The organism is Arthrobacter sp. NPDC057009 (assembly GCF_042673905.1).
Lineage (GTDB): Bacteria > Actinomycetota > Actinomycetes > Actinomycetales > Micrococcaceae > Arthrobacter.
Window position 1 is genome coordinate 146,615 of sequence record NZ_JBHUSB010000002.1, and the last position, 19,735, is coordinate 166,349.

The window sequence follows — 19,735 nt, forward strand, 5'->3', positions numbered from 1 at the left end:
CTCGAAGGATTGGGGCGGTATCTGACCTCGCGTTGGTTTTGCAAGTTCAGTCGGGCAGGATCCTGCGGACCACGGCATCGGCCAACAGGCGGCCCTTCAGCGTCAGGACCAGGCGGCCCCTGAAAACCTGCTGCGGTACCACCAGGCCGTCGGCGATCAGCCCGGCCACGGCCTTCCTTCCGGACGGCGAGAGGGCAGCGGTATCTAGCCCTGAGGACAGCCGGGCCTCCAGCAGCACCTTTTCGATTCTGCGCGTTTCCGCGTCGAGAGTCTCGCGGCCGGCCGCCGGGGAGACGCCTGAACCCAGCCGGCCGGCATAGGCGGTGGGATGCTTGACGTTCCACCAGCGCACCCCGCCAACGTGTGAGTGCGCACCCGGGCCGATCCCCCACCAGTCATCCCCGCGCCAGTAGGCAAGGTTGTGGCGGCACGCCTGCTCCGGCGTCGCGGACCAGTTGCTGACCTCGTACCAGTGCAGGCCGGCGCCGGTGATCATCCGGTCGGCGAGCTCATACTTGTCGGCGTGGTCGTCGTCGTCGATCCCCGGAACTTCACCACGGCGGATCTGGGCGGCGAGCTTGGTGCCGTCCTCGATGATCAGCGCGTAGGCGCTGATGTGGTCCGGCTGGTAGGACAGCGCCGTCTCAAGCGAGAGGCGCCAGTCCTCCATCGATTCCCCCGGCGTGCCGTAGATCAGGTCCAGGCTGACCGAGAGGCCGGCGTCGCGCGCCCACTGCACCACGAGCGGGACGCGGCTGGGGGTGTGGGTCCGGTCAAGGACCTTCAGGACGTGGGGCACAGCGGACTGCATGCCGAAAGACACGCGGGTGAATCCCGCATCGGCAAGCAGCTGCAGGGATTCGGGCGTGACCGAGTCCGGGTTGGCCTCCGTGGTCACTTCGGCACCGGGTTCGATGCCCCAGCGGTCGATGGCCGCGCGGAGGATTCGCGCCAGGTCCCCGGCAGGGAGCAGCGTAGGCGTGCCGCCGCCGAAGAACACGGTGCTCAGCTTCCGGGCCGGCAGGCCCGACTGCTCAAGGACCCGCGCGGCAAAGTCCACTTCCGAGATGGCAGTGGAGGCGTAGGCATCCTGGGACGCCCCGCCTCCGAGCTCGGTGGCGGTGTAGGTGTTGAAGTCGCAGTACCCGCAGCGCACCGCGCAAAACGGGATGTGCACATAAAGCCCGAAGGCCCGGCTGGCTGCACCCTCCAGCGCCTGCGGCGGCAGCAGGCCGTCCGACGGCGCGGGGTCGCCCAGGGGAAGAACGCTAGGCATGGGTGCGGCCTCCGGAGCTTACGGCCACGGTCATCACTACTTCTTGGCCTTGTCCTTGGAGGAGTCGTCGGTGGTCAGGGCTGCAATGAAGGCTTCCTGCGGCACTTCCACGCGCCCCACCATCTTCATGCGCTTCTTGCCTTCCTTCTGCTTCTCCAGCAGTTTGCGCTTACGGGAGATGTCACCGCCGTAGCACTTGGCCAGCACGTCCTTGCGGATGGCGCGGATGGACTCGCGGGCGATGATCCGGGACCCGATGGCGGCCTGGATGGGCACCTCGAACTGCTGCCGCGGGATGAGCTCGCGCAGCTTGCCGGTCATCATCACACCGTAGGCGTACGCCTTGTCCTTGTGCGTGATGGCGCTGAAGGCGTCCACCTGTTCGCCCTGAAGCAGGATGTCCACCTTGACCAGGTCCGCGACCTGTTCGCCGTCGGCCTTCCAGTCCAGCGAGGCGTAGCCGCGCGTCTTGGACTTGAGCAGGTCGAAGAAGTCGAAGACGATCTCGGCCAGCGGGATCCAGTAGCGGAGCTCCACGCGGTCCTCGGACAGGTAGTCCATGCCGCGCATCTGGCCGCGGCGGCCCTGGCAGAGCTCCATGATGGCGCCCACGAATTCATTGGGCGCCAGGATGGTGGCTGCCACCATGGGTTCCTGGACCTCTTTGATCTTGCCGGCCGGGAACTCGCTGGGGTTGGTCACGGTGACGTGGCTCTTGTCCTCCAGCGTGACTTCGTAAACAACGTTTGGCGCAGTGGAGATCAGGTCCAGGTTGAACTCGCGCTCCAGCCGCTCACGGACGATTTCAAGGTGCAGCAGGCCCAGGAAGCCCACGCGGAAGCCGAAGCCGAGGGCGGCGGAGGTTTCCGGCTCGTAGACCAGGGCCGCGTCGTTGAGCTTGAGCTTGTCCAGGGCGTCGCGAAGCACCGGGTAGTCGGTGCCGTCGAGGGGGTAGAGGCCGGAGAACACCATGGGCTTCGGGTCCTCGTAGCCGCCCAGCGATTCGGCGGCGGGCTTGGCCAGGTTGGTGACGGTGTCGCCAACCTTGGACTGCCGGACGTCCTTTACGCCGGTGATGAGATAGCCCACCTCGCCGACGCCGAGGCCCTTGGAGGGCGTGGGTTCCGGGGCGCTGACGCCGATCTCCAGGAGCTCGTGGCTGGCCTTGGTGGACATCATCTGGATGCGCTCACGCGGGTGGAGCATGCCGTCCACCACACGGACGTACGTGACCACGCCACGGTAGGTGTCGTAGACGGAGTCGAAGATCATGGCCCGGGCGGGGGCTTCCGGGTCGCCAACGGGTGCGGGCAGGTCGCGCACGATCTTGTCCAGCAGCGCCTCAACGCCCACGCCGGTCTTGCCCGATACCAGCAGAACGTCCTCGGGGTCGCCGCCGATGAGGCCTGCGAGTTCGGCTGCGTACTTCTCCGGCTGGGCTGCGGGCAGGTCGATCTTGTTGAGGACCGGGATGATGGTGAGGTCGTTTTCCATCGCCAGGTACAGGTTGGCGAGCGTCTGGGCCTCGATGCCCTGCGCTGCGTCCACCAGCAGGATGGCGCCCTCGCAGGCGGCAAGCGAACGGGACACCTCATAGGTGAAGTCCACGTGGCCCGGGGTGTCGATCATGTTGAGGGCGTAGCTGACGCCGTCGAGTTCCCAGGGCATGCGCACAGCCTGGGACTTGATGGTGATGCCGCGTTCGCGCTCGATGTCCATGCGGTCCAGGTACTGGGCCTTCATGTCGCGCTGCTGCACGACGCCGGTGAACTGCAGCATGCGGTCGGCCAGGGTGGACTTACCGTGGTCAATGTGCGCGATGATGCAGAAGTTCCGAATAATGGCCGGATCTGTCGCGGCGGGCACCGGGGCGGTGCGGGCCATGGGAGACACGCAGGGTCCTTACTGTTGGCATTTTGGCGGCGCTGCTCAGGCTGAACTCGGGCCATCCTGCTGCCTGCCGCATATCTGAACTTCTAGTCTCCCACGTCCGGGGCGCTGACAGTACATTTTGCGCGGCCCGCAGGTCCGGTGCGCAGGTATGGTGGCTGGCATGGCTTTGAACCTCTCCTCCATCGGCGGCGCCGTCCGTGCTTCCCTTCGCTTCCTGGGCGTGCTGAGGAAGCCCGCAACCCGCCCGTCGGAGGTCCGGGGCAGGTCCGGAAGCCCGTCCCGGTTGCCCACCGGCGTCACCGGGACATACCCGGGCGACTTCACCGGCACGGCAACCCTGCGGTACTCCCCCTCCCCCGACGGCCGCCCGGACCCGGGTGAGATCGTCTGGACGTGGGTTCCCTTCGAAGAGGACCATTCCCGCGGCAAGGACCGGCCGGTCCTCCTGGTCGGCAGTCACGGGCGGTATCTGCTGGGCCTGATGCTGACCAGCAAGGACCATGACGGCCGTTCTCGCGGCCGGCTCAACCACGTGGATATCGGCGCCGGAACCTGGGACAGGCTGGGCCGGCCCAGCGAGGCGAAGCTGGACCGCGTCCTGCAGATCCACCCGGCCGACGTCCGGCGCGAGGGTGCCGTGCTGAACCGGAAGAAGTTTAGGCTGGTGGCGGACGAGTTGCGGCGTCTGCGCGGCTGGAAATGAGGGCAGCGCGCCGCCCCGGGCGTAAATGGGCAGAAACGGCCCCGACCTGCTAATATTTGTAGCTGTGTGTCCGTGCAGGTCGACGGTCACTGATGGCTGGCCGCCATAGGTATCCCCACGCCGCTCAGTCAAGGCCAGCTTGAAAGCCCTCTAGACCATTTCCGCATTACAAAGAGAGTTCACACGTGGCAAATATCAAGTCCCAGAAGAAGCGCATCCTGACCAACGAGAAGGCTCGCCTGCGCAACAACGCAGTCAAGTCCGAGCTGAAGACGGCCATCCGCGCCGTCAACACCGCCGTTGAGTCCGCTGACAAGGAAGCTGCTACTACTGCGCTCGTTTCTGCCAGCCGTAAGCTGGACAAGGCTGTCAGCAAGGGTGTTCTGCACAAGAACAACGCTGCAAACCGCAAGTCGGCGATCTCCAAGAAGGTCAACGCACTCTAAGGTTTTCCAGTTCATCTGAACTGATGCTTGTGGCCGGCACCAATGGTGCCGGCCACTTCTCTTTTAACTTTCGACGGCGGGTCTCTCCATCTTTCGACGGCGGGACCTATCGGCCGCGGGCGGCCGACGCAATCACTGTAACGGCGTGCTCGACGGCGTAGACGGGATCACGGGAAAGTCCCTTGACCTGCGCGTCGGCCTCGGCCGTGACCTGGATGGACCGGGCCAGGCCTTCCGGCGTCCACCTGCGGACGTCGCGCTGCGCCTGCTCCACCAACCAGGGCTGCATGCCCAGTTGCTTGGCGATCTGCGCAGCTGACCCCTTGGCGCCGGCCACTTTGGCGACCGTCCGCAACTTAGCCGCCAACGCCGCGACGAGGGGTACCGGATCGGCACCTGTGGCCAGGGCGTGGCGGAGCGTTGACAGGGCGAGGGGACCGTTGCCGGCCATGGCGGCATCGGCAACCTTGAAGGCCGTCGCCTCGATCCGACCGCCGTAGTACCGGTCAACCATGTCCCCGTCCACGGCGGTCGAAGCATCGGCAATGAGCTGGCTGCATGCGGCCGCCAACTCGGACAGGTTGGCGCCGACGGCGTTGACCAGGGACTGAACTGCTTCGGGCGTGATCCGCCTGCCGGCGGCCTTGAACTCCGCCGTGACAAAGGCGGTCTTTTCCGCGTCCTTCTTCAGGGGCTGGCAGTCGACAATCGGCCAGCCACCGGCTTTCACAGCGTCGAGCAGCTTTTTGCCGCGGGTCCCGCCGCCGTGCCGGAGCACGAGGACGGCGTCCTGCTCGACCTGTTTGAGATAGGTCAGTCCGTCTGCCAGGAAGGCGTCGTTCATCGCTTCGAGGCCATCCACCTCGATCAGCTTGCTCTCACCGAACAGCGAGGGGCTGACGTTCATGGCCAGGGCCCCCGCCTCGTAGGCGCCGGCACTGAGCCTGGTGACCTCCACATCGGGTGCTGCTGCCCGCACCTGGGTCCGGATCCGGTCCATCGCCCGGATGCCGAGGTACTCCTCGGGACCCGTGATCAGGACGACCGACGCAGGCGTGACGTCCCGCCAGGACGCCGAGTTGGCGGCGGGCGTCTTGGATCGTTGCTGAGCAGCGGCCACTGGTGATTCCTCCCGGAGTTCAGATTGCAGACTCTAAGTCTCCCACGCTGCCCGGGGCCGGCGCGGTGCAGCCCGGCCACCGGCGCCCGGTCAAGGAGGCGAACCGTGCGGGCGTACGCGGCCAGGACAGAGAGCAGGAACCCAAAACTCAGACCCAGTTCCGGCTCCACGAGTACCGGGGGCACGGAAAATCAGGTAGTGCCAGCCGACATTCGGGTACCTGGCGATATTTTGGGCTGGTCCGGCCGTGGGTAGGATCCATCTACGGCGCTGAATGTGGCTGGGGTGCACTGGGGTCGAAACAGGTGTGCACGCATCTGCTCGTCAGCCTCCTACGGTGCCTTCGTGCAGCGCACCGGCCAAGTGATAGGAAATCCATGGCTCACGCTGTTAGTTTTCGACGCACGCAGGCGGCTAGAGGATCCTTGCGCCATGCTCCCGCGCTGCTCCGGCTCATGCATGTCGCGGTTTTAGCTGCCGCCCTCGCAGGCCTCAACGTACTCATCGCCCCGCAAGCGCATGCGGCGGACGTCCTCGTGACTCCGTCGGCAGAGACAACACCCGTTCCGAGCGCTAGTGACGCGGCAGACGACACCGCGATCTGGATACACCCCACGGATCCGTCGCAGAGCATGGTGATCGGTACGGACAAACTAAGTACCGGAGGCGTGGGGGTCTACGACCTGTCAGGGCGCCAGTTACATTTCTACCCGCACGGCAGTATGAACAACGTCGATCTCCGGTACAACTTTCCATTGGGCAGTGCGCGCATCGCCCTCGTCGGCGTGACGGAGAGGAATGTGGAGTCGACCGGCGTTCGATTCTACAAGGTGAACGTCGCGGATCGGTCCCTGACAGAGGTGGGGCGCATCAGCACTCCAGGCAGGCCCCGCGGCTTCGCAATGTATCACTCCCCGGTTTCTGGGAAGTATTACGCCTTTGTGCATGACTTCAATACGAATGTGGTGACCCAGTTCGAGCTGGACGGCGCGAATGGATCGGTTCGAGGAACTGCCGTGCGTTCTTTCGACAATGGCGACAGCTCCGAAGGCATTTCGGCAGATGATGAGCTGCAACGTGTCTATGTGTCCGAGGAAAAAGTAGGCTTGTGGCGGTACGGAGCTGAGCCCGGGCACGGTTCAACCCGGGCACTCGTGGATCGCACCGTGGCAACCGGTGGACGAATAGTGGAGAACGTCAAGAACTCCGCCATTTATTATGGTCGGCAGGGGACCGGTTATCTGATTGTGTCGAGCCAGGGCGGATCCAACTTCCTCATCTACAACCGCGGTGACAACGCCTTCGTCGGCTCCTTCAAGATCGTCGATGGAGGCGGTGTAGACGGTGTGAATGGTCAAGACGGGATTGATGTCACCAATTTCCCGCTCGGACCTTCCTATCCAGCTGGACTTTTCACCAGCCAGGACCACAACAACACCAATGCGGGCAACGGTAACAGTGGTAACCAAAATCACAAGCTTGTCTCCTGGCAGCGAATCGCCGACGCTTTCAGTCCTCGGCTGCTTGTGGACACCACTTTTGACCCGCGTCAAATAGGAGCAGAGGGCGGAGGAGGAGCCCCCGGACCGGGTACCACCACCAGTCCGTCCCTCCGCAGCGGGGCCGACGTCGTCGCTGCCACAACCGACGGCGAGCTGTGGAACTACCCGGCGAACGGCCACGGCGGGTTCCAGGCCCGGCAGAAAATCGGCGTCGGCTGGTCCGGGCTGGCCAAAGGGTTCGTGACCGACTGGAACAGCGACGGCACGTTGGATGTCGTCGCACAATGGAAGGACGGCCGGCTCAGCTTCTACGCCGGACGACCCACGGGCGGATTCCAAGCGGCCCGGGCCATCGGCACCGGGTGGGGCAGCTACCACATCACCATCGGCCACTGGCGGAAGACCGACCGGCATCCGGGAATCCTGGCCTACGACGCCGCCGGGACCCTCTGGTACTACGGCAATAGCGCCGGATCATCGCTCTCACCCCGAATCAAGACCGGGACCGGCTGGGGAGGCCTCTACCTCACCATGACCGACTTCAACCAGGACGGGGCCCAGGATGTCCTGGCTAAACGCAGCGACGGCAGGCTCGTGCTGTACCGCTCCACAGGAACCGGCAGCCTCCTTTCGGAAGTCCCGCCCACGGTGGGCACCGGCTGGAGCAGCATCAACAGCATCACCAACGTGGCCGGATTCACCGCCGGAAGCACCGGACTCATCACCCGGCTCACCGACGGCCGCCTCGCGCACTACCCCTTCAGCAACGGCAGCTGGGCAGCACGCACCATCGTCGGCTCAGGCTGGAGTCCCTACAACATTTTCCGCTAGAACCGCCAAGGGCGTGGACACAAACCGGACCCGGCGGCATTCGCCGGGTTCGGGGTGGTGAATGGTCTTACTGCCGAAGTCCTGACTGACGACGTGTCGGCGTTCCACCCATTTTTGGGCATACCGACGTCAGCTTGTCGTGCTGAATGCTGTCAGAGTAGGTGTGATCTCGAGTTAGCCGAGGGGATCACGAGATATACCTCCGGACCGCCGAGCAGGACTATCCCTGCTGGCGTCACCTCCCGCCAGGTGGTCGAATTGGTCGCCGACGTCCTGGATCGTTGGGGCTACGTAGCGGCCACTGTTGGTTCCTCCCGGGGTACGGATTGCTGACTCGAAGCGTGCCATGGCCCAACGGCTGCGCCAAGCCGCGCCGGGCTGAGCGGGCGGGGCCCGGCCGAGTGAACGCGCCGGGCGGGCACGGCCACGGGTTCGGTCGCTGTGCCAGCCGTTCCAGGCAACCGGCCGTGGCGCGGTGGGCGGCGAGGATGAACCCGATTGTTTGGGCGGGATGGGTTGCCAGCCAGACTGCCAGCACATTGATGGTGGAAAGCAGAACCATGGTGACCAGTCCGAAAGGGCCCTCGGGCCACGGCGGGGCCGCCCCCGGAAGCCCAGCCATGAACCTGGCAACGCCGGCCACTCCAGTGGCGAAAAGCCCGGCCGCCCCGATCAACGGTGCTGCAAGCCACGGAAGCAGCGGCACCAGTGGCACGGCAGCAGTCCCCAGGATCGTGACCGGCGCAACGAGCGGTGCTGTCAGTACGTTGGCAAGCAGGGAATACGTGGCAAACTGTGGCTGCAGCATCACGATCACGGGACCGCACAACAGCTGGGCTGACAATGGCACGGCTGCCCCGGCTGCCATCCAGCGCGGTATGGCACGTGGGATCCATGACACGATCTGCCTGCCCAGCACGATGATGCCAAGAGTGGCCACGACCGATAACAGGAATCCGAAGCTTGTGCCGAGCCCGGGGTCGATGAGCAGAAGCCCGATGACCGCCAGGCACAGGAAACTCAGTCCACGGCCACCTCGTCCGCCGGCAAGGGAAGCCAGAGCGATTGCGCCCATCAGCGAGGCCCGCAAGACGCTGGCATCCGGCCCAACCATCAGCACGAAGAGCCCCAGGCCTGCCAGGGCGAATGCGGCAGCGGGAAGCCGTCCGAGCCGCACGCTGCGGGCGGCCAGCAGCAGCGCACCAAGGATGAGGCTGCAGTTGGCGCCGGATACGGCAGTCAGGTGCGTCAGGCCCACGGTTTTCATTGCGGTTTCCAGTTCCTCGCTGAGTCCGCCGGTATCACCTGTGACCATGCCAGGAAGCAGGCCGCGGGCGTCGGGCGGAAGCCAGGCGGCGGCGGAGGCAAACTGCCTGCCCAGGGCGGCGGGTGCCTGCTGCCAATCCTGTGCCGCGGTCAGCCGGACGGGCGGCGATGACGCGGTCAGGATGGCTGCCTCAACTCTGCCCGCGTCGGGGGGCCCAAGCTTTCCGGTCACCCTGATCAACTGGCCGGTTCCCGCGTGCTGCCACTCCTGCCCGCCAACGATGACCACCGGCAGGCGTGCTTGCGTTACCTTGCCTCCCGACGTCAGTGACCGCGCCACCGCCGCCACCATCCAGCGTTCGGCACGCCCGGAGGGTCCGGGCGTCTTGAGGGCACGCGGCGCCCCGGTGAGCTCGGCTTCCGCCACAATGGATGCCCGCCCAGTGATGAGTCCAGCCATGTGCCCGTCGGAGCGCTGCGCTGACGCCATTGCCGAATGGGCGGTCGCTGCCGCGGCCAGCATGAGCGCGGCAGTCAGCGTGGTCAGGAAACTGCGCCGCCGTTGTCTCCCGCCTTTCTTCCTCCGCCAAACCAGAACCAGCAGCACGGCAGCCGACCCCGCAAGCCCGCACCAGACCAGCAGGAGCGTGGCCGGTGTCAGCCAGGGCCCGGCTAAGGTGGCTGCCCACACCAGCAGGGCGGGCGGGGCAAGGCGGAGATCCGTCCGCCGCCGGTTCTGTTGGGCAGTGGTTGCGTCCCGCCCGCCGGGCAACAAACGACGGCGGATGTCAGAGCTGATCTTCCGTCCGAGGGCACTCGTCGGGCTAATGCGGGACGACGGCGGTGCTGCCACAGGGGCAGCAGGTGCGGAATCCCCTAATGCAGAATCGGCCGCTCTGGAGTCTGTAGGCGTGGAGTCGACCCGGCTGGAGTCCACGGCAGCCTGGACATAGCGCCTCCACGGGCTGGGCACACGTCCGTTCCTGGTGTCCATGTCAGATGGTCACCAGCGGAAGCAACGTCTCCAGCATTTTAGGGCCGACACCATCGACGGCGTCCAGTTCCTCGGGCGACTTGAAGGGGCCCTGCTGAGTTCGCCAGTCGATGATTCGCTGGGCCAGCACCGGGCCAACCTTGGGAAGTTCAGCAAGTTGTTCCACGCTCGCCGTGTTGAGGTTGATCTTGGCTCTTGCGCCCTCGCCCGCAGCCCCGGGGCTTCCGCCGGCTGCTGAATCAGCCCCGCCTGTGCTGTCCGCCCCGGCGTTGTCCTCCGGCGCCGATCCAACCGCCGACGGGCCTCCCGATGCGTCAGCCTGCGCGGCCTCACCACGACGCGGCACGTAGATCTTCTGGCCGTCCTCAAGCAGGGAGGCGAGATTGAGCCCGTCAAGGTCGGCTTCCGGGCCGCCGCCCCCGGCGGCAGCGATAGCCTCGTGCACCCGGCTCCCCCGCGGGAGGCGGACCACCCCCGCTTTCTTCACCGCCCCGGCAACGTGCACCACAACGTTCCCGGCCGGCGTCCCATCACTGTTCCGTCCGTCAGCTTCTCTCCCGTCCGTGTCTTTCCCATCAACGTTCGTCCGTTCCTCACCGGGCCCGCTGTCCGTTCCGCCATTGTCCGCGCCACCACTCTCCCGGCCGGAAGGGCCATTGGCGGCCTTTCCGGCTGCATCGTGGGTTATTGAACTAAGCGGAATGACAACAGGACCGTTGGCAGCAACCTGCCACCAGAGCAAGACTCCTGCCAGCAGTGACAGGACACCCACCAGTGCTGCCGCCCGGACACCGAGGCGCCAGCGCACGCGTGGTTCCACCACTTCGACAGACGTCGCAGGCCCGGCGGAACCGGCCTGCCTGCCGTAGGCGAAACCGCCTGCAGCGTCCGAGTTCAGGAGCCCCGTGCTGCCCCCGCCTGGCTGCCGGCCGGGCTCTTCGTCGCCCGGGAAACCGGGGGTGACAGGCGGTCCGAGCGAGGCAGCCAGCCTTCTGGCCGCCCGTGTCTCCCGCGCACTGGCCCCACCGGACGCGCGGACGTCGCCGGTGCGCGGCTGAGTGCTGGCTAAGGCTCCGGTGGTCCGGCGTGACATATCCACCACGCTAGGAAGCGCGCAGCCCCGCCGAAAGGGACATCCTGCCCTATGTGGATAGCGTGGCTACCGCTGATAGGTGATATACGCCTCGTACTGTACGCGCCACTTCTCCGGCTCCTTGGGATCGGGAATTGTGGTTGTGAGGAACTGGACGCTGGTCACCTGGCCCTTCAGATACTTCAGCCATTTTGTGACTTCCTCAGCCACGTCCCGGTCCAGCTGAGCGACGTGGTGAACTTGCGTGGACATGTGGCCTCCTTGCTCGGTGGGGAGACTGTACTACCAGCGGCCCGACCCTGCTAGGGCGGTGAGCAGCTCAGCTGGAGCCCCCACCATCCCCGGCGCCCGGAGCGAGGCAGCCGGCGACCGATGAGCTGCTCTCCCCCACGATCACCGCGAGGACGCCGAGTCCGGCATGGGCCGCCAGAACGGCAGGCAGCGAACTGATCTGGGCAGGCGGGCAGGCTGGAAGCTTCGCGGCCAAACGGGCCGCGAGCAACTCGGCCTCTGGCCGGTTGCCGAAGTGGTGGATGGCCAGCCGGGCCTCCCCCAACGGCCGGCCGGCGGCCTCCGCCACCACGATCTCCTCGAGCCGGGCAACGGCCTTTGCTGCGGACCGGACCTTTTCCAGCGGAACGATCTTGCCGCCGTCGACCGCCAAAATCGGTTTTATGGACAGCATGGCTCCCACCAGGGAGGCAGCGGCACCGATGCGGCCGCCGCGCCGCAGCTGCTCGAGACTGGGCACATAGAAGTAGACCTTGCTGCGGGCGGCGCGCTCCTCGGCGAGCCGGCGCACTTCGGCGGCATCGCGCCCGTCCGCCGCCGCCACCACGGCGCTCTGGACGGCAAGTCCCTGCGCCATTCCCACGGTGCGGGTGTCCAGCACCTCCACGGGGATAGTGACCCGGCCTGCCGCGAGCCGGGCCGCGTCGGCGGTGCCGGAAAGGCCGCCGGAGATATGGATCGACACGACGGATTCAAAACCCTGCCGCTCAGCCGCCAGGTAGGCCTGCTCGAACTGGCCGGGCGAGGGCCGGGACGTCTTGACGGGAGTGGCGGCAGCCAGAGCAAGGGCGATGGTCCCGCTGATGTCGTCTTCGCCTTCGCCGAAAATCTCCTCCCCGACCATGACAGGCATGGGGATGACGGCCAGCCGGCCGTTGATGGAGAAGGCACGGACCCAGTCGGCGGGCAGGGCGGCGGCAGAGTCGGTCACCACGGCGGTGCGGACGACGACGGCGGGCTCCCCCGTGGGCGGACCCTGTCCGGGTCTGGTGGCCTGGCGGAGGCGGACCAGATGCTCCTTTAACCACAGCCAGGCTGCCGGCTCGCGGTCAATCACGGCGCACCTCCTGCAGTTGTTTTCCGGCCGCCGGCAGTGCCGGCGGCCGGAATTTCGTCCGGTAATCGCCCCATTACCCTGTGGGTACTGCTAGGCCGGGACGATGTTCACCAGTTTAGGTGCCCGCACAATCACGGTCCGGATGCCACGGCCGTCGAGGGCGCGCTGGACATTCTCCGAGGCCAGCGCCAGCTCACGCAGTTCGTCCTCGGAGATGGCCGGCGATACCTCGAGCCGGTCCCGGACCTTGCCCTGCACCTGGACCACCGCGGTGATGGTTTCCTGTACCAGGAGTGCCTCGTCGTGCGAAGGCCATCCGGCATTGGCCACCGACGCCGGGTGCCCCAGGACGTTCCACAGGTCCTCCGCCGTGTACGGCGCGAAGAGGCTGAGGATGACGGCGACGGCCTCGGCGGCTTCACGCACGGCCGGGTCGGCTCCGCCGGCACCGGAGTCAATGGTCTTCCGGGTGGCGTTGACCAGCTCCATCAGCTTGGCCACCACGACGTTGAACTTGTTGTTGTCCAGCAGCTCCACGGCGTCCGCGATGGTCCGGTGGGTAACCGAACGCAGCGCACGGTCACCAGTGCTGAAGTCCACTCCGGGCTCGCTCGTGACGTCCTGGCCCAGGCGCCAGGCGCGGGCCAGGAACTTCGCGGAGCCCGACGGCGAAACGTCCGCCCAGTCGACGTCGTCCTCGGGCGGGGACGCGAAGACCATGGTGAGGCGGACGGCGTCGACGCCGAACTTGTCCAGCTGCTCACCGAGGTCCACACCGTTGCCCAGCGACTTGCTCATGGCCTTGCCGCCGTTGAGCACCTGTCCCTGGTTCAGCAGCGCGCTGAAGGGCTCGTCCGCCGCCAGCAGGCCCATGTCGTGGATGACCTTGGTGAAGAAGCGGGCATAGAGCAGGTGCAGGATGGCGTGCTCGACGCCGCCGACGTACTGCCCGACCGGCATCCAGTCGTTGATCTTTTCAGGATCGAACGGACCGTCGGTGAAGTGCGGGGAGACGAAGCGCAGGAAGTACCAGGACGAGTCCACGAACGTATCCATGGTGTCCGTGTCCCGCTGGGCTGCGCGTCCGCAGTTGGGACATTCTACGTTGACCCATTCTGCGGCCGCGGCCAGCGGCGAAGTGCCCCGCGGCGACAGCGCCTCGCCGCGCAGGTCCTCGGGCAGCGTCACCGGCAGTTGCTCGTCGGGTACCGGAACTTCCCCGCACTCGGCGCAGTGGATGATGGGGATCGGGGTGCCCCAGAAGCGCTGGCGGCTCAGCAGCCAGTCACGCAGCCGGAAGTTGACGAACTTCTCGCCGGTCCCCTGCTCCTCGAGGATCCTGATGGCTTCCGGGATGGCCTCGCTCTTGGGCAGCCCGTCCAGGCCGCCGGAGTTGATCAGCGTGCCCTCCCCCGCGGTCGCCTTCCAGGAGACTGCGGGATCCTCCTCGCCGGTGTCCAGCACCGCGCGCACAGGCAGGCCGAACTCCTTGGCGAAGTCGAGGTCGCGCTGGTCGTGCGCGGGAACGGCCATGATGGCGCCCGTGCCGTAGTCGGCCAGGACGTAGTCCGCGGCCCAGACCGGCAGCTTTTCACCGTTCAGCGGGTTGATGGCGTAGCGGCCGGTGAACACACCGGTCTTTTCGCGCTCGGTGGACTGGCGTTCGATGTCCGAGAGGGCCTTCACTTTTTCCCGGTAGGCCATGAGTGCGTCATGGTGCTCGGGGGTGACCAGGTCCAGCGCCAGATGCGCATCAGCAGCCACGACGAAGAACGTGGCGCCGTACAGGGTATCCGGGCGAGTGGTGAAGACCGTGACTTCACGCTCTGCACGTCCGTCGGCCGCCTCGATCACGAACCGGACGTGCGCGCCTTCGGAGCGGCCGATCCAGTTCCGCTGCATGGCCAGAACACGCTCGGGCCAGTGCCCCTGCAGCTCGGACATGTCGTCCAGCAGCCGGTCCGCATAGTCGGTGATCTTGAAGTACCACTGGTTCAGCGACTTCTTGGTCACTGCCGTGCCGCAGCGCTCACAGGCGCCGTTGACGACCTGCTCGTTGGCCAGCACAGTGAGGTCCTTGGGGCACCAGTTGACCGGCGAGTCCTTGCGGTATGCCAGGCCGCGCTCGTAGAAGCGCTTGAACAGCCACTGCGTCCAGCGGTAGTACTCCGGGTCCGACGTGTGCAGCCGGCGTGACCAGTCCGCGGAAATGGCGTAGCGCTTGAAGGAGGCCGCCTGCGTGTCGATGTTGGCGTACGTCCACTCGCTCGGGTGGGCGTTGCGCTTGATCGCAGCATTTTCAGCGGGGAGCCCGAACGAGTCCCAGCCGATCGGGTGCAGCACGTCGTACCCCTGCTGGCGCAGGTAGCGCGCCACCACGTCGCCCATGGCGAACGCCTCGGCGTGACCCATGTGGAGGTCGCCGGAGGGGTAGGGGAACATGTCGAGCACGTAGCGGCGCTCCCGGGATCCGTCGTCGGCGGGGGTAAAGACCTTCAGGTCTTCCCACACCTGTGGCCACCGGGCCTCCATCGCCGCGAAGCTGTACGCGCCCTCCTCGGGCGTCTCCGCTCCACCTGCTGCTGTTCCGGTTTCGGTCTCCGGCTGAACGCTCACTGCTGCCCTCTTCTGTTCTGTCATGACCTCTGTCCTGTCACAACGGTCTGATCCCCGCCGCCTGCCGGGAAGGTCTCCCCGGACACACAAAAGCCCCTCGACATGGAGGGGCGGCCGCTCGATAATCCGTATTCGTTCGGGATACCAAGCGGCTAGCTAAGCAGAAGGATCGCACGCATACAGTCACCTTACCGCTTGTCCACCATTACATGGAAACAACGACGGCGGCCGGGAAGCACACGTAGCGGAAGAGAGGAGGCCGCACCCCGCCAGGGTGTGGTGGGCACCGCGATGGGCCCCTGGCCGCGAGGGCCCCGACACGAGCTTGCGAGTGTCAGGGAGCGGCCAGGGACGGGCGGGCGGGTGCGGCCTCCTCTCTGGAGCGGGACGCGGAAAGTTACCTCACGTCCTCGTCGACCCAGTCCATGGACTTGGTGACGGCCTTCTTCCAGAGACGCAGCTGCCGTTCCCGCTCGTCGGTGTCGAGGTTTGGCTCCCAGCGCTTGTCCTCGGACCAGTTGGCGGACAGCTCGCCGAGGTCCTTCCAGAAGCCCACGGCGAGTCCCGCCGCGTAGGCGGCCCCCAGCGCGGTGGTTTCCACCACCTTCGGGCGGATGACCGGAACGCCGAGAATGTCCGCCTGGAACTGCATGAGGGCGTCATTGGCGACCATGCCGCCGTCGACCTTCAATTCAGACAGCGGAACGCCGGAGTCAGCGTTGACGGCGTCCAGCACTTCGCGGGTCTGGAAGGCTGTGGCCTCCAGCGCCGCCCTGGCGATGTGGCTCTTGTTGACGAACCTGGTCAGGCCCACGATCGCGCCCCGGGCGTCAGAGCGCCAGTAGGGCGCGAAGAGGCCGGAGAACGCCGGCACGATGTACACGCCGCCGTTGTCCTTCACCGAAGCGGCGAGGCTTTCCACCTCGGGCGCGCTGCTGATCATGTTGAGGTTGTCGCGCAGCCACTGGATGAGCGAGCCGGTGACGGCAATGGACCCTTCCAGGGCATAGTGCGGGGCGGCGTCCCCCAGCTTGTAGCCGACGGTGGTCAGCAGCCCGTTCTTGGAGTGGACGATCTCCTCGCCGGTGTTGAAGATCAGGAAGCAGCCGGTGCCGTAGGTGTTCTTCGCTTCGCCTGTCTCGAACGCGGCCTGGCCGAACGTGGCTGCCTGCTGGTCGCCGAGGATGCCGGCCACCGGCACCTCCCGCAGCAACTGCGAGGTGTGGACGGTGCCGTAGACCTCGGAGGAGGACTTGATCGCCGGCATCATGGAAGCGGGAACACCGAAGATCCCCAGGATCTCCTCGTCCCACTGCAGCGTGTCGAGATCCATGAACAGGGTCCTCGAGGCATTAGTGACGTCCGTGACGTGGACGCCCCCGTCAACACCGCCGGTGAGGTTCCACAGCACCCAGCAGTCGGTGTTGCCAAAGACGAGGTCCCCGGCTTCGGCCTTCTCCCGGGCGCCGTCCACGTTGTCCAGGATCCACTTGATCTTGGTTCCGGAGAAGTATGTGGCCAGGGGAAGCCCGACCTGCTGCTTGAACCGGTCCGCTCCCCCGTCCTTCGCCAGTTCATCCACGATGGGCTGGGTGCGGGTGTCCTGCCACACGATCGCGTTGTAGATCGGTTTGCCGGTGGTCTTGTCCCAGACAACCGCCGTTTCGCGCTGATTGGTGATGCCGACGGCGGCAATGTCGTGCCGCGTCAGGTTTGCCTTGGACAGGGCGGAACCGATGACCTCCCGGGTGTTGTCCCAGATTTCCATGGGATCGTGCTCCACCCAGCCCGCGTGCGGGAAAATCTGCTCGTGTTCCATCTGCCCTGAAGAGACGATGCTGCCGCTGTGGTCAAAGATGATGGCGCGGGTGCTTGTGGTGCCCTGGTCGACGGCGATTACGTATTGGCTCATGATGACGTCCTTGTCGTTGTGCTTGGGAGTGAACGGATGTGGCTATGGATGTGGTTTCGAAAAGGGTGTTGGAACTCAGGTGGCCGCCGTGAAGACGATGGGCAGCAGCCCGACGAGGCCGGCCAGCGCGCCGCCGACGAGCGGGCCGACCACCGGGATCCAGGAGTAGCTCCAGTCGCTGGATCCCTTGCCCTTGATGGGCAGGACGGCATGTGCGATGCGCGGTCCGAGGTCACGGGCGGGGTTGATGGCGTAGCCGGTGGGTCCGCCCAGGGAGACACCGATGCCGACGACGAGAAGCGCCACGGCCAGTGGGCCAAGCCCGGACGGCGTTCCGCCGAAAGTGAGGATGACAAAGACCAGGACGAACGTGCCAATGACTTCCGTGATCAGGTTCCAGGGCGTGGAGCGGATGGCCGGCCCGGTGGAGAAGACGCCGAGCTTGTTCGCGGGCTCGGGCTCGGCGTCGAAGTGCTGCTTGTGCGCCAGCCACATGACCACGGCGCCCAGGAACGCACCGGTCATTTCACCACCGAAGTATGTAAGCGTCGAGGCGAAGTCCACCGGAACACCGGGGGCGTACTCCGCCTTGCCGTTGACCAGCAGGCCCAAGGTCACCGCAGGGTTCAGATGGGCACCCGACCGGGCGGCGACATAGACACCGGCGAAGACGGCGATGCCCCACCCCCAGGTGACCATCAGGAATCCTCCGCTGTTGCCCTTCGTTCCCTTCAGGGCAACGTTGGCCACAACACCGCAACCCAGCAGCGTAAGCATGCCGGTTCCGAAGACTTCGGAAAGAAACACCAATCCAAGAGACATCTTTGACTCCTCTATTTTCTGTTGTCAGTCCTTCGCGGGTGTGAAGGACTGCTTCCCGCTAGGCGACGAGGCTGTGGACCTCGACACCGTGGTATCGCTTCAGCACCTCCTGCGCGTGGTTGATTTCTGCGGCAACTCCTGCGGCATCCCAGCCGAGCGGCCCGGCGAGGGTCTCGGCAACTTCGTTCAGCAGCTCCCCTGTGACCAGGCCGCGGAAGGCGAGCGAGGTGCGCCGGATCAGGACGTCCACGAGGTGGCCGACCTGCTCGTTGGCAGCCATGAACTCGAGCTCCCTGACGCTTAGCTCCCGGGTGGAGCGCAGCGGGCGGTCGGGGCCGGCGTCGAGATGGCTGATGACTTCCTCGGCGCGGGTGCCATACCTGGTGAGGAGGCCCGCCGTCCGGTCGGCGTCCCGGTTTGGGCCCATGTGCGCTTTGATCCATCTCTGGACGCCGGCTTCGCTGTCCGGGAACCCGGAGCCGCCGCCGATAGGGAGGTTCGCCGTCGAAATCTTCCGTTCCGTTCCCAGTTCAGCGAGCACGTCGTTGGCCAGGTGTTCGGCCAGGGCCCGGAAGGTGGTCCATTTGCCGCCCACCAGGCTGAGGACGACGGCGCCGCCCTCGCCGGCGCCCGTTTCCGGAGCGCGGCGTTCGATGCGGTAGTCCCGCGACACGAAACCCGGCTGGGTGGCGTCGTGCCGTGGCAGCGGGCGCACCCCTGAGAACGAATAGACGATCTGGCTGCGCTTTACGGCGATGTCCGGGAAGACGTGACCGATGAGGTCGAAGAAGTATTCAACTTCCTCGTCGGTGCAGACGGCGTCTTCCGACATGTCGGCGTCGACGTCGGTGGTGCCGACGAGGACGCGGTCGCCCATCGGATAGATCAGTACGATCCGGCCGTCGGTGTGTTCGAAGAAGATCTCGCGGCCATCGCAGGCGGCAAGCAGTCCGGGGTGGTCCAGGACGATGTGGGAGCCCTTTGTCCCGCCCATGAAGGAAGTGGGCGTGCCCATTGCCTCGTTGGTGAGGTCAACCCATGCGCCGGTGGTGTTGACGATGACGTCCGCCGTGAAGCCGAACTCGCCGCCGGTGAGTTCATCCCGGAGAACCGCGGTACTGGAACCGTCGGCGTTGGACTTCACAGAGACCAGGGAAAGGTAGTTGCTGGCCCGGGCCGCGGCATTTTGCGTACCGGCCTTCTCACCGTCCTGCAGCACGTCAAGGGTGAGGCGCTCCGGGTTGTGGACGGAGGCATCGAAATACGTGGCCGTGTATTTGACCCCGGGGTGGAGCATGGGGAGTTCGGCCAAAGCCTTCTCGCGGCTGCGGAACTGGTGGCGCGGAACGTTGCCGCCGTCGCGGGAAAAGGAATCGTAAAGGCTAAGCCCCAGCTTGATCAGGAACGCGCCACGCTCCTTCGGCTTGCCCTGCTGTTTGTGGGTCAGGAACCGCAGCGGCGCGGCAAGGACACCGGAGAACGTGCTGAAGATCGGAATGGTGGTCTGCAGCGGCTTTACGTAGTGCGGCGCGATCCGCAGGAGCCTGTTGCGCTCAACCACGGATTCCCGGACCAGCCGGAATTCGCCGTTTTCCAGATAACGGATACCGCCGTGAATCATGTGGGACGAGGCTCCGCTGGCACCCTGGCAGTAGTCCCCGCGCTCTACCAGCGCCACGTCTATGCCCTGCAGGGCGAGGTCCCGGAATGTACCGACGCCGTTGATCCCGCCACCGATGATCAGAACCTTGGCATTGGGCCGCCGGCGCAGCCGAGAGACAGATTCGCGCTCCGGCCCGGGGGCCGCAGCGCTGTTGGTATGGCCGGGTGAGTCCTTGAGTCCCAAATCTGCTCCTTCGGGTTCGGTTGCTAAGAGCTTGTTGCAGGCAGCGCACCGAATGGTGCGGGGCCGT

At 65.9% G+C, this 19,735-nt stretch carries 14 protein-coding genes; 3 read left to right on the plus strand and 11 right to left on the minus strand.

What is annotated here, in order from left to right; translation table 11 throughout:
* Positions 1–46: 46 nt before the first annotated feature.
* Both hemW and lepA read right to left on the minus strand, forming a co-directional pair.
* Positions 47–1,276, minus strand: coding sequence for a radical SAM family heme chaperone HemW (gene hemW / locus ACFTR6_RS03865; protein ID WP_377956934.1), 1,230 nt, complete (start codon positions 1,274–1,276; stop codon positions 47–49).
* A gap of 36 nt (positions 1,277–1,312) precedes the next feature.
* On the minus strand, positions 1,313–3,169 hold the full coding sequence (gene lepA / locus ACFTR6_RS03870; RefSeq protein ID WP_172804318.1) for a translation elongation factor 4: 1,857 nt from the start codon (positions 3,167–3,169) through the stop codon (positions 1,313–1,315).
* Positions 3,170–3,329: 160 nt separating this feature from the next.
* On the opposite strand from lepA, the gene ACFTR6_RS03875 reads away from it, so the two are divergent.
* The gene (locus ACFTR6_RS03875) at positions 3,330–3,872 is read left to right on the plus strand and encodes a type II toxin-antitoxin system PemK/MazF family toxin (protein WP_377956935.1); all 543 of its coding nucleotides are present in this window, start codon (positions 3,330–3,332) and stop codon (positions 3,870–3,872) included.
* Positions 3,873–4,057: 185 nt separating this feature from the next.
* Positions 4,058–4,318 (plus strand): 30S ribosomal protein S20, encoded by a 261-nt coding sequence (rpsT, locus tag ACFTR6_RS03880; RefSeq protein ID WP_018761400.1) that lies wholly within the window; start codon positions 4,058–4,060, stop codon positions 4,316–4,318.
* A gap of 106 nt (positions 4,319–4,424) precedes the next feature.
* Here the strand turns inward: rpsT and holA are convergent, their stop codons facing one another.
* Positions 4,425–5,438, minus strand: a complete 1,014-nt coding sequence (gene holA, locus ACFTR6_RS03885; protein ID WP_076802795.1) for a DNA polymerase III subunit delta — start codon at positions 5,436–5,438, stop codon at positions 4,425–4,427.
* Positions 5,439–5,863: 425 nt separating this feature from the next.
* Here holA and ACFTR6_RS03890 point away from each other — a divergent pair, with 425 nt between their 5' ends.
* Positions 5,864–7,771: a phytase gene (locus tag ACFTR6_RS03890; RefSeq protein WP_377956936.1), complete on the plus strand. Its 1,908-nt coding sequence runs from the start codon at positions 5,864–5,866 to the stop codon at positions 7,769–7,771.
* Positions 7,772–8,006: 235 nt separating this feature from the next.
* Here ACFTR6_RS03890 and ACFTR6_RS03895 read toward each other — a convergent pair whose 3' ends face one another.
* The 8 genes from ACFTR6_RS03895 to ACFTR6_RS03930 form a co-directional block, all read right to left on the minus strand.
* Positions 8,007–10,031 carry a ComEC/Rec2 family competence protein gene (locus ACFTR6_RS03895; RefSeq protein WP_377956937.1) on the minus strand — a complete coding sequence of 675 codons (2,025 nt, stop codon included), beginning with the start codon at positions 10,029–10,031 and terminating at the stop codon, positions 8,007–8,009.
* A gap of 1 nt (position 10,032) precedes the next feature.
* On the minus strand, positions 10,033–11,124 hold the full coding sequence (locus ACFTR6_RS03900; RefSeq protein WP_377956938.1) for a ComEA family DNA-binding protein: 1,092 nt from the start codon (positions 11,122–11,124) through the stop codon (positions 10,033–10,035).
* Positions 11,125–11,190: 66 nt separating this feature from the next.
* Positions 11,191–11,376 carry a hypothetical protein gene (locus tag ACFTR6_RS03905; RefSeq protein WP_076802789.1) on the minus strand — a complete coding sequence of 62 codons (186 nt, stop codon included), beginning with the start codon at positions 11,374–11,376 and terminating at the stop codon, positions 11,191–11,193.
* A 67-nt stretch (positions 11,377–11,443) separates the two neighbouring features.
* Positions 11,444–12,472 (minus strand): DegV family protein, encoded by a 1,029-nt coding sequence (locus ACFTR6_RS03910; RefSeq protein ID WP_076802788.1) that lies wholly within the window; start codon positions 12,470–12,472, stop codon positions 11,444–11,446.
* A gap of 90 nt (positions 12,473–12,562) precedes the next feature.
* The gene (gene leuS, locus ACFTR6_RS03915; protein WP_076803869.1) at positions 12,563–15,088 is read right to left on the minus strand and encodes a leucine--tRNA ligase; all 2,526 of its coding nucleotides are present in this window, start codon (positions 15,086–15,088) and stop codon (positions 12,563–12,565) included.
* Between the two features lie 397 nt (positions 15,089–15,485).
* Positions 15,486–17,000 (minus strand): glycerol kinase GlpK, encoded by a 1,515-nt coding sequence (gene glpK / locus ACFTR6_RS03920; RefSeq protein ID WP_076802787.1) that lies wholly within the window; start codon positions 16,998–17,000, stop codon positions 15,486–15,488.
* A 75-nt stretch (positions 17,001–17,075) separates the two neighbouring features.
* The gene (locus ACFTR6_RS03925; RefSeq protein ID WP_076802786.1) at positions 17,076–17,822 is read right to left on the minus strand and encodes an MIP/aquaporin family protein; all 747 of its coding nucleotides are present in this window, start codon (positions 17,820–17,822) and stop codon (positions 17,076–17,078) included.
* Between the two features lie 58 nt (positions 17,823–17,880).
* On the minus strand, positions 17,881–19,668 hold the full coding sequence (locus ACFTR6_RS03930; RefSeq protein WP_377956939.1) for a glycerol-3-phosphate dehydrogenase/oxidase: 1,788 nt from the start codon (positions 19,666–19,668) through the stop codon (positions 17,881–17,883).
* Positions 19,669–19,735 lie beyond the last annotated feature (67 nt).